This window comes from Nocardioides sp. (assembly GCF_036401255.1).
Taxonomy (GTDB): domain Bacteria; phylum Actinomycetota; class Actinomycetes; order Propionibacteriales; family Nocardioidaceae; genus Nocardioides.
Map to the genome: position 1 here is coordinate 1 of NZ_DASWVI010000047.1, position 7614 is coordinate 7614.

Here is a 7614-nt window from a genome sequence, read left to right on the forward strand (position 1 = left end):
CGTCGTCGGCGTCCGCCTGGCCCAGCGCGGCGCGACACACCCGCAGCACGGTCGCCCCGTGCTCGGCCACGACCTCGTCGAACGGCTTCACCTTCGAAAGACGCTCCCCGGCACTCGTTTGTGAGGTGTGCGCGGTCCATCGTCGCCCAGGGACGGGCATGGCGGCCACGCTTGCTGCCGCCCGGCAGGCCGAGCACGGCTGGCGGTGTCGCACGCTCGCAGGTCAGGGACCGGTGCGGGCCCGGACCTCGCGGATGCGATCCAGGTTGTCCTCCCCCCACGCGGCCAGAGGGAGGAGCGCGGCGTTCAGCGAGCGGCCGAACTCGGTGAGCGAGTACTCGACCTTGGGCGGCACCTCGGAGTGCACCAGCCGGTCGACGACACCGTCCGCCTCGAGCTCCCTGAGCTGCTGGATGAGGATGCGCTCGCTGATCCCGGGCAAGGCCCGGCGCAACTCCCCGAAGCGATGGCTCCGCTCGTGGAGCGCCCACAGCAGCAGTCCCTTCCACTTGCCGCCGACGACATCCAGGGCCGCGTCGACACCGCAGGAGTACACCGGACGGCCCGAGGCGTCGGTCGGTCTGGTTGCCATGACTGCCCTCCCCTGAGATCGCCGTCCGATCCTAGCCGCACTGCTGGCCCGGCAGGTACTGACAAAATTGTAGGTACTTGTCGATCTGCGAGCGTCTCCCTAGCGTCGGCGCCAGAAGCTCTCACGACAGGAGAAGAGACGGACCATGCGCACCCAGTCAGTGACCCTCAACGGGCAGACGATCTCGTACGTCGAGCAGGGCGAGGGCCCGCTCGTGCTCCTCCTCCACGGATTCCCGGAGTCGGCCGCGGTCACCTTCCGCCACACCCTCCCTGCCCTGGCCCGGGCCGGATTCCGAGCGGTGGCCCCGAGCATGCGCGGCTTCGCTCCCTCGTCCCTCCCCGCAAGCGGAGAGATCCTCCTGCCGGAGCTGGTCGAGGACGCCCTCGCGCTGCATGACGCCCTGGACGGGGACGAGCGCGCGGTGCTGCTCGGGCACGACTGGGGCGCGGCCACGGCCTGGGCCGCGGCGACCGCCGCCCCCGAGCGTTGGGCGAGGGTCGTGACCAGCGACGTCCCACCGCTCCAGTTCTTCGCGGGATACGCCGCGTCGTTCGAGGGCATCGAGCGGCTGAACCACTTCTGGTTCTTCCAGATGGGGTTCGCCGAGCACCTGATCGCCGCCGACGACAACGCCTACCTGGCGGAGGTCCTGCAGCGGCGGTGGACCGGACCGGACCACGATGCCACCGAGGACATCGCCGGCATGCGCTCGGCCATCGGCGACCCCGAGCGTCTCAAGGTGGCCCTCTCGCTCTACCGGAGGAACTTCGCCGTCGACGAGATGGGCACGCCGGAGTGGGAGTCGGCACAGGTCGCACTCTGGGGAGACCTCCCCACCCAGCCGACTCTCTACCTGCACGGCACCGAGGACCACAGCGTCCGGTTGACCGAGGAGGATCTCGCGATGATCGAGAAGTCGCTGGCCCCCGGATCGGAGGCCCACCTCATCCAGGGAGCCGGGCATATCGTTCCGGCCGAGAAGCCCGACGACTACAACCGACGGGTCATCGACTTCCTCACGCGCTGAACCCGGCCAGCTCACCGTCGCGCGGTCGCCGTCGGCGGTCCCCGAGCTCCAGAACGGCGCCGGAGCTGGCTCGGATGACCTCGGCCAACCAGCTCGGCACCGCGTCCCCCACGTAGGGGCGTACGAGGCCGTACGGGCTGTCGATCGCGGCGACGCGGACCAGCACGCGGTGCCGCGGGCTCGGTCGGGAATAGCGCGCAACGGTCAGTTCGGCCAACCGCTCGTTGACACCCGCATTGATCTCGACCACCTCGGCCCGACAGGACTCCGGTGCGCTCGCCATGAGCCGGGACTGGCGGAACAGCGTCATCGCGGCCGCGTCGGCGCGGTGATCGCGAGTGAAGGTGGCCACGCACACGGCCATGTCCAAGATGGCGCGCTGCGGATCGGCTTCCCGGCCAGCGGCCAGGTAGCGCTCGTGGAATCGGCGCACACTGCGGATCCACAGGCGCACGAGGAGCTCCTCTCGCGACGGGAACCGGTGGTAGATGGACCCACTGGGCGCCCCGAGCCGGCGGGCGACGGCACCGATCGTCACGTCGGCGCCCGAGCCGCGAGTCAGGACCTCCTCGGCCGCCGCGTCCAAGATCCCGTCGCGAGTGAACTTGGCGGCAGGCACCTGCCGACCGTATCGGCTGTCCGTGACGATTTCTAGAACCAGGCCTCTAGAGTGACGTCTCTAGAGCGAGTTCGCCAACAGATCAGGAGATGACCGTGGGGCACCCGAAGACGACCGGAGGACGCGCTGGACCGATCGCCTGGCTCGCGATCGGCACCCTGCTCGCCGCGATCGCGCTGGCGATCCACGGGCAGGCGGCGTACGTCGATCGCATCGCGCCGGCCTGGACACCGATCCTCGGGTCGCTCCTCGCGCTCGCGTGCGCGACGGGCGCTCGAGGCCGCCGACTGATCGGGCTCGGCGCTGCCGTGCTCCTCCTGCCCTCGGCGATCGCGGGCGTCTTCCATGTGCTGCGCGCGACGGGCGCCATCCCGCTCGAGGTGGATGGGGCGGCCGTGCCCGCCTCGCTCGGGGCAGCGCTCACGCTCACGGCCGTCTGGATCCGCTGTCATCCCCTGCGCGGTGACTGCGGTCAGCCGCTCGACCCGCCCCGCTGGGTGGTCGGGCTGGGGGTCGCTAGCGCGACGATCTACCCGGCCCTGAAGACCCTGTGGCTGACCGGCATCGGCTGGCTCGCTCCCCCCGGGCTCGGGCCCGAGATCGATGCGGAGTACGCAGTACCGGTGACGCTCGCGTTGCTCGGCGCGTCGGCCACCGCTCTCGCTCTTCGGTGGTGGGATCGCCCCGCACCGCACCGCGCCCACGGCGCCGCCACTATCGGCGGGTTGGCACTCGCCGGCCTCGGGATCTGTGGCCTGAACGCCACGATCTCGACCACCACTCCCGAGGACCCGGTCCTCGGGGTCGTCGTCTACGGCAGTTGGCTGCTCTGGGGACTGGCGACCCTGGCCGTGGCCAGCCGGCTGTCGCCGATCCGTGGCGAGTCAGCGCCGAATCCGACCTCTCGGACGGCGACCCGTGTGTAAAGTCGGTGCCTGCCGAGTCGGATCTCGATGGAAGGGAGTGTGGGTTGATGCAGGACGCGCAGCGCGCCTGTGTGGGCGCGCCTGAAGCCGACCCACGTTCTCCGGCCTCGATCCGGTTCCAGCCTCGCCACTGAGGCTGCGCTCGCGCAGTCCGAGCTGGCGACTCGGCAGTCAGACGAGGCCCTTTCTGTAAGGGACCCAGCTCGTTGTCACCATCACCGACACCATCACCGACACCCGAACCCGACCGTCCGCCCGTTCCCGCACTCCTCGACCTGGGCTGGGACGACTTCTTCCGCGACGCCTTCACCGAGCGCGCCATCCCCGGGTGGACCCCGGCGCGCCTCGCGCGCGTCGACCGCACCCAGGTGACCGCCCTCACGCCCGATGGACCGGTCCGGGCCACGCCCGGCGGTCACCGCGTCTGCACGGGCGACTGGGTCGCCCTCCGCCCAGGAGATCCCCCCGAGGTCGCCGAGGTTCTGCCGCGTCGGACCGCCGTCGTACGCGCCAGTTCCGCACGCACCTCCGAGGCGCAGGTCTTGGCAGCCAACGTCGACACCGTGGCGATCGTGGTCTCCCTCGCCACCCCGCTGGACCCGGGACGAGTCGAGCGCCTGACGGCGCTCGCCTGGGACAGCGGCGCGCGCCCCGTGCTCGTCCTCACGAAGGCCGACTGCGTGACGGGCCAGGAGAGGGCCGCCCTGGCGCGCTCCGCGGCCGACCTGGCTCCCGGAGTCGAGGTGCTGCCGACCAGCTCCGTCACCGGCGAGGGACTTGTCCGGCTGCGCCAGGCACTCACCGGGACCGTCGTCGTGCTCGGATCCTCCGGCGTCGGGACGTCGACCCTCGGCAACACGTTGCTCGGCGCCGATCGGCTGAGCACGGGGCGCGTCCGGGGCGCGGACGGCAAGGGCCGCCACACCACGGTCCACCGCGAGCTCGTGCCGCTCCCGGGCGGGGGCGTCCTGATCGACACCCCTGGCCTGCGAGGAGTCGGACTGCACGACTCGGAGGCCGGTCTACAACAGGTGTTCGCCGAGATCGAGGAGCTCGCCGCTCGCTGCAGGTTCACCGACTGCGAGCACACCACCGAGCCCGGGTGCGCCGTCGCCGAGGCGATCGCCGAAGGACTGCTGCCCGAGCGGCGCCTGGCCAGCTATCGCAAGCTCCAGCGCGAGAACAGCTGGGCCGCCTCACGCACCGACGCGCGCTTGCGCGCCGAACGAGAGAACCACCGCAAGGCCATCTCCCGGGGCTTGCGTGCCACCTACGACTTCCGAGGGAAGCAGCGATGACCGCACGAGACACCCACCGGCCCGACACCGGCACGACCCCCGCGAACACGGGCTCGCCCGTATGGAGGACGTGGTCGGAGCGGGCCGCCGACCTGGCAAGCATCCGCGAGGTCCTGCTGGCCGCGTTCCCGACGAGCCTGGAGGCCGATCTGGTCGAGGCGTTGCGCGAGGACCCCACGGCCTGGCTGCCACGGCTGTCCACCGTCGCGGCCGCCGACGACGGGACCGTTGCCGGATACTCGCTCCTGACCCGCTGCCATGTGGGCGAGGCCCCGGCGCTCGCACTCGGCCCCTGTGCGGTCCGTCCGCGACACCAGGGCCAGGGCGCCGGGACGGCGGCGATCCGGGCCGGCCTCGAGGCGGCGCAACGCAGCGGGGAGAACCTCGTGGTGGTCCTCGGGCACGCCGAGTACTACCCGAGGTTCGGCTTCGACCGGGCCTCGCTGTTCGGCATCTCGGCGAGCTTCGAGGTGCCCGACGAGAACCTGATGGCCCTCTCCCTGGCCCCCTCCTCACCGGTTCCCCGGGGACAGATCCGCTATCCGGCCGCGTTCGGGGTGTGAGGCCCCGCCGGACTGTGCCTCGAGGCTGAGGCTCGCCCTGGTCGCGGACCGACACTCCGACGCGACGAACCCCTGACCCGCGGTGTCGCAGGTCAGGGGTTCGTCAGCGGAGCCGCCTGTCGGAATCGAACCGACGACCTATTCATTACGAGTGAATCGCTCTACCGACTGAGCTAAGGCGGCGTGCTGGCCGGCGCTGGAGTCCCAGGGTCCGGGCAACCCGGAGAAGTATACGGACGCCGGTCCGGTGCACGAAAACGGCACCGGGTCCGGCGTCCGGGGTCTGAGGTGGGCGGCTCTCAGGCGGCGAGCGTGGTCTGCGGACGGCGCTCGGCGGCGCGGCCGGTGACCATCGTCTGCGCGGAGCCGCACCAGCACTCGAACTCCACGACGATGCCGTGGTCGGTGTTGGTCAGGCCGGTGACCTGGCTCGGGAAGATCAGCTCGCGCTTGCCGCACGCGGTGCAGTGGTGATCGAACATCGAGACCTCCCTCGAGGAGTCGGTGGTGGACGCTTCACTCCATTCTCGGCGGGCAGGCGGCATAGGGGTAGCCTTGGTTTCCTTATGAACCCCTAGGATCTACCTTGAGGATCGCCGATGGTCTCGTTGCACCAGCTCACCTGCTTCCTCGCCACCTACGAGCACGGGTCGCTGACGGCGGCGGCCGAGGAGCTCGGCTACGCCCAGCCCTCGGTCTCCGAGCAGATCCGCACGCTGGAGAAGGGACTGGGCGTGCAGCTGTTCCGACGGGTCGGCCGCGGCGTCGTGCCGACGACCGTCGCGGACACCCTGCGCCCGCACGCCGAGAAAGTGCTGGCAAGCGTCGACGAGGCGCGGCAGGCGGTGCGGAGCGTGAAGTCGCTGGAGACCGGCACGATCCGGTTCGGGATGTTCGGCATCGCCCGCCTGTACGCCGGCGCGGGGCTGATCGCCGACGTCCTCTCCCGCTACCCCGGCGTGCGCGTCGAGCTGGTCGGCCAGAACTCCACCGAGGTCACCGAGGACCTGCGCCGAGGCCGGCTCGAGGCCGCGATGCTCGCGGTCCCCAACGTCGACAGCGAGGGGATGACCGTGCTCCCGGTCGCCCGCGAGGAGCTCGTCTACATCAGCGCGGACCCCGCGCGCCTCACCTCGCCGGTCACCGCGCACCGGCTCGCCCAGGCACCGCTGGTGCTCTCGGAGACGACGTACCGCGCCGTCGACTCGACCCGCGCGACCCTGCGCCAGATGCTGCACACCACCGGGCGCAACCCGGCGACCCGGATCGAGGTCGAGGACGTCGAGACCGCGGTCGAGCTCGTGGGCATGGGGTACGCCGACTCCGTGGTCCCCAAGGGGGCCGCCCTGCAGCTGCTGCCCCGGTTGGCACCCCAGGCCGGCTGGGTCGCGCTCCGGCCACGCCAGTACGACACGTTCGCCGTCGTGCACCGCGCCGGAGCGATCCTCTCCCCCGCGGCCCGGCTGATGATCGAGCTGGCGACCAAGCGGATGCAGGCGATCGCCGAGCCGGTGACGCCCCGCCCGGCGCGGGCTACCGTCGACGCATGAGCGCCGAGCAGACCGTCCGCAGCTTCCTCGAGCACCTCGCCCGCGCCGAGACCGAGGACGCCGTCGCGCTGCTCGACCCCGACGTCGAGTGGCGCAACACCGCGATGCCGGCCTTCCGCGGCGAGCGGGTGCACCAGATGATCCGCGACATGGCGCGCCGTGGCGTCGGCTTCGACGTCGAGTGGCACCACGTCGCGGCGACCGGCGACGCCGACGGCTCCGAGAGTGGCACCGTCCTGACGGACCGCACCGACGTGATCGCCTACTCCGGCTGGGAGACGTCGTTCCGCGTCCGCGGGACCTTCACGGTCACCGACGGCCGGATCACGCTCTGGGACGACTCGTTCAGCTGGCTGGAGCTGCTGGGCTCCGGCCTGGTCGGCCTCGGCAAGGTGTTGACCTCGCGCTGACCGGCCGCGCGCCCCTACGCTGCGACGCGTGTGCGACACCGTCGTCTTCCGCACCGACTCGGGCATGGTGCTCGCGAAGAACTCCGACCGCGACCCCAACGAGGCGCAGCTGTGGGCGTGGACGCCGGCCGCCGACCACGCGGCCGGCTCGCGCACCCGGACCACGTACGTCGACCTGCCGCAGGTCACGCACACGCACGCGACCGTGGTCTCCCGGCCGTGGTGGATGTGGGGCGCCGAGATGGGCGCCAACGAGCACGGCGTCGCGATCGGCAACGAGGCGGTGTTCACCAAGGAGCCCACCTCGCTCGAGCCGGGGCTGCTCGGCATGGACCTGCTCCGGCTCGCGCTCGAGCGCGCGGCCTCGGCCCGCGACGCCGTCCAGGTGATCGTCGCGCTGCTCGAGAAGCACGGCCAGAGCGGGCCGTGCAGCATCGAGCACCGGCGGTTCACCTACCACAACAGCTTCCTGGTCGCCGACCGCGAGGGCGCGGTCGTGCTCGAGACCGCGGGCCGGCACTGGGCGGCCGAGGACGTCACGGGCGCCGCGCGCAGCATCAGCAACGGGCTGACCATCCCCGGCTTCGCGGAGCGGTACGCCGACCGGCTGCGCGGCCGGGTCGCCG

At 71.6% G+C, this 7614-nt stretch carries 10 protein-coding genes and 1 tRNA gene; 7 read left to right on the forward strand and 4 right to left on the reverse strand.

Translation table 11 applies throughout. The features are described from left to right. Positions 1–223 precede the first annotated feature (223 nt). Positions 224–592 (reverse strand): helix-turn-helix domain-containing protein, encoded by a 369-nt coding sequence (locus VGD85_RS02305; protein ID WP_331061834.1) that lies wholly within the window; start codon positions 590–592, stop codon positions 224–226. A gap of 145 nt (positions 593–737) precedes the next feature. On the opposite strand from VGD85_RS02305, the gene VGD85_RS02310 reads away from it, so the two are divergent. After that, entirely contained in the window at positions 738–1622 is an 885-nt protein-coding gene (locus VGD85_RS02310) for an alpha/beta hydrolase (protein WP_331061835.1), read from the forward strand. Here VGD85_RS02310 and VGD85_RS02315 read toward each other — a convergent pair. After that, positions 1612–2241, reverse strand: coding sequence for a helix-turn-helix domain-containing protein (locus VGD85_RS02315; protein WP_331061836.1), 630 nt, complete (start codon positions 2239–2241; stop codon positions 1612–1614). The genes VGD85_RS02310 and VGD85_RS02315 overlap by 11 nt on opposite strands. 95 nt (positions 2242–2336) lie before the next feature. Between VGD85_RS02315 and VGD85_RS02320 the strand changes: the two genes are divergently transcribed. The 3 genes from VGD85_RS02320 (at position 2337) to VGD85_RS02330 (ending at position 5028) form a co-directional block, all read left to right on the forward strand. Beyond that, positions 2337–3167, forward strand: a complete 831-nt coding sequence (locus VGD85_RS02320; RefSeq protein WP_331061837.1) for a hypothetical protein — start codon at positions 2337–2339, stop codon at positions 3165–3167. A gap of 368 nt (positions 3168–3535) precedes the next feature. Then, positions 3536–4465 carry a ribosome small subunit-dependent GTPase A gene (gene rsgA / locus VGD85_RS02325; RefSeq protein WP_331061843.1) on the forward strand — a complete coding sequence of 310 codons (930 nt, stop codon included), beginning with the start codon at positions 3536–3538 and terminating at the stop codon, positions 4463–4465. Further along, complete coding sequence (locus tag VGD85_RS02330) at positions 4462–5028, forward strand: N-acetyltransferase (RefSeq protein ID WP_331061838.1); 567 nt, start codon at positions 4462–4464, stop codon at positions 5026–5028. Before rsgA ends, VGD85_RS02330 begins: the two co-directional genes overlap by 4 nt. Before the next feature lie 110 nt (positions 5029–5138). Here VGD85_RS02330 and VGD85_RS02335 read toward each other — a convergent pair. Next, positions 5139–5211: transfer RNA gene (locus VGD85_RS02335), tRNA-Thr, on the reverse strand. A gap of 116 nt (positions 5212–5327) precedes the next feature. After that, positions 5328–5510, reverse strand: coding sequence for a hypothetical protein (locus VGD85_RS02340; RefSeq protein ID WP_331061839.1), 183 nt, complete (start codon positions 5508–5510; stop codon positions 5328–5330). Between the two features lie 117 nt (positions 5511–5627). On the opposite strand from VGD85_RS02340, the gene VGD85_RS02345 reads away from it, so the two are divergent. From VGD85_RS02345 to VGD85_RS02355, 3 genes are all read left to right on the forward strand, one after another. Continuing rightward, positions 5628–6578, forward strand: a complete 951-nt coding sequence (locus VGD85_RS02345; RefSeq protein WP_331061840.1) for a LysR family transcriptional regulator — start codon at positions 5628–5630, stop codon at positions 6576–6578. Then, the gene (locus VGD85_RS02350; RefSeq protein ID WP_331061841.1) at positions 6575–6988 is read left to right on the forward strand and encodes a limonene-1,2-epoxide hydrolase family protein; all 414 of its coding nucleotides are present in this window, start codon (positions 6575–6577) and stop codon (positions 6986–6988) included. Before VGD85_RS02345 ends, VGD85_RS02350 begins: the two co-directional genes overlap by 4 nt. Before the next feature lie 28 nt (positions 6989–7016). Then, the coding region (locus VGD85_RS02355) for a carcinine hydrolase/isopenicillin-N N-acyltransferase family protein (protein ID WP_331061842.1) at positions 7017–7614 on the forward strand (598 nt) is incomplete at its 3' end.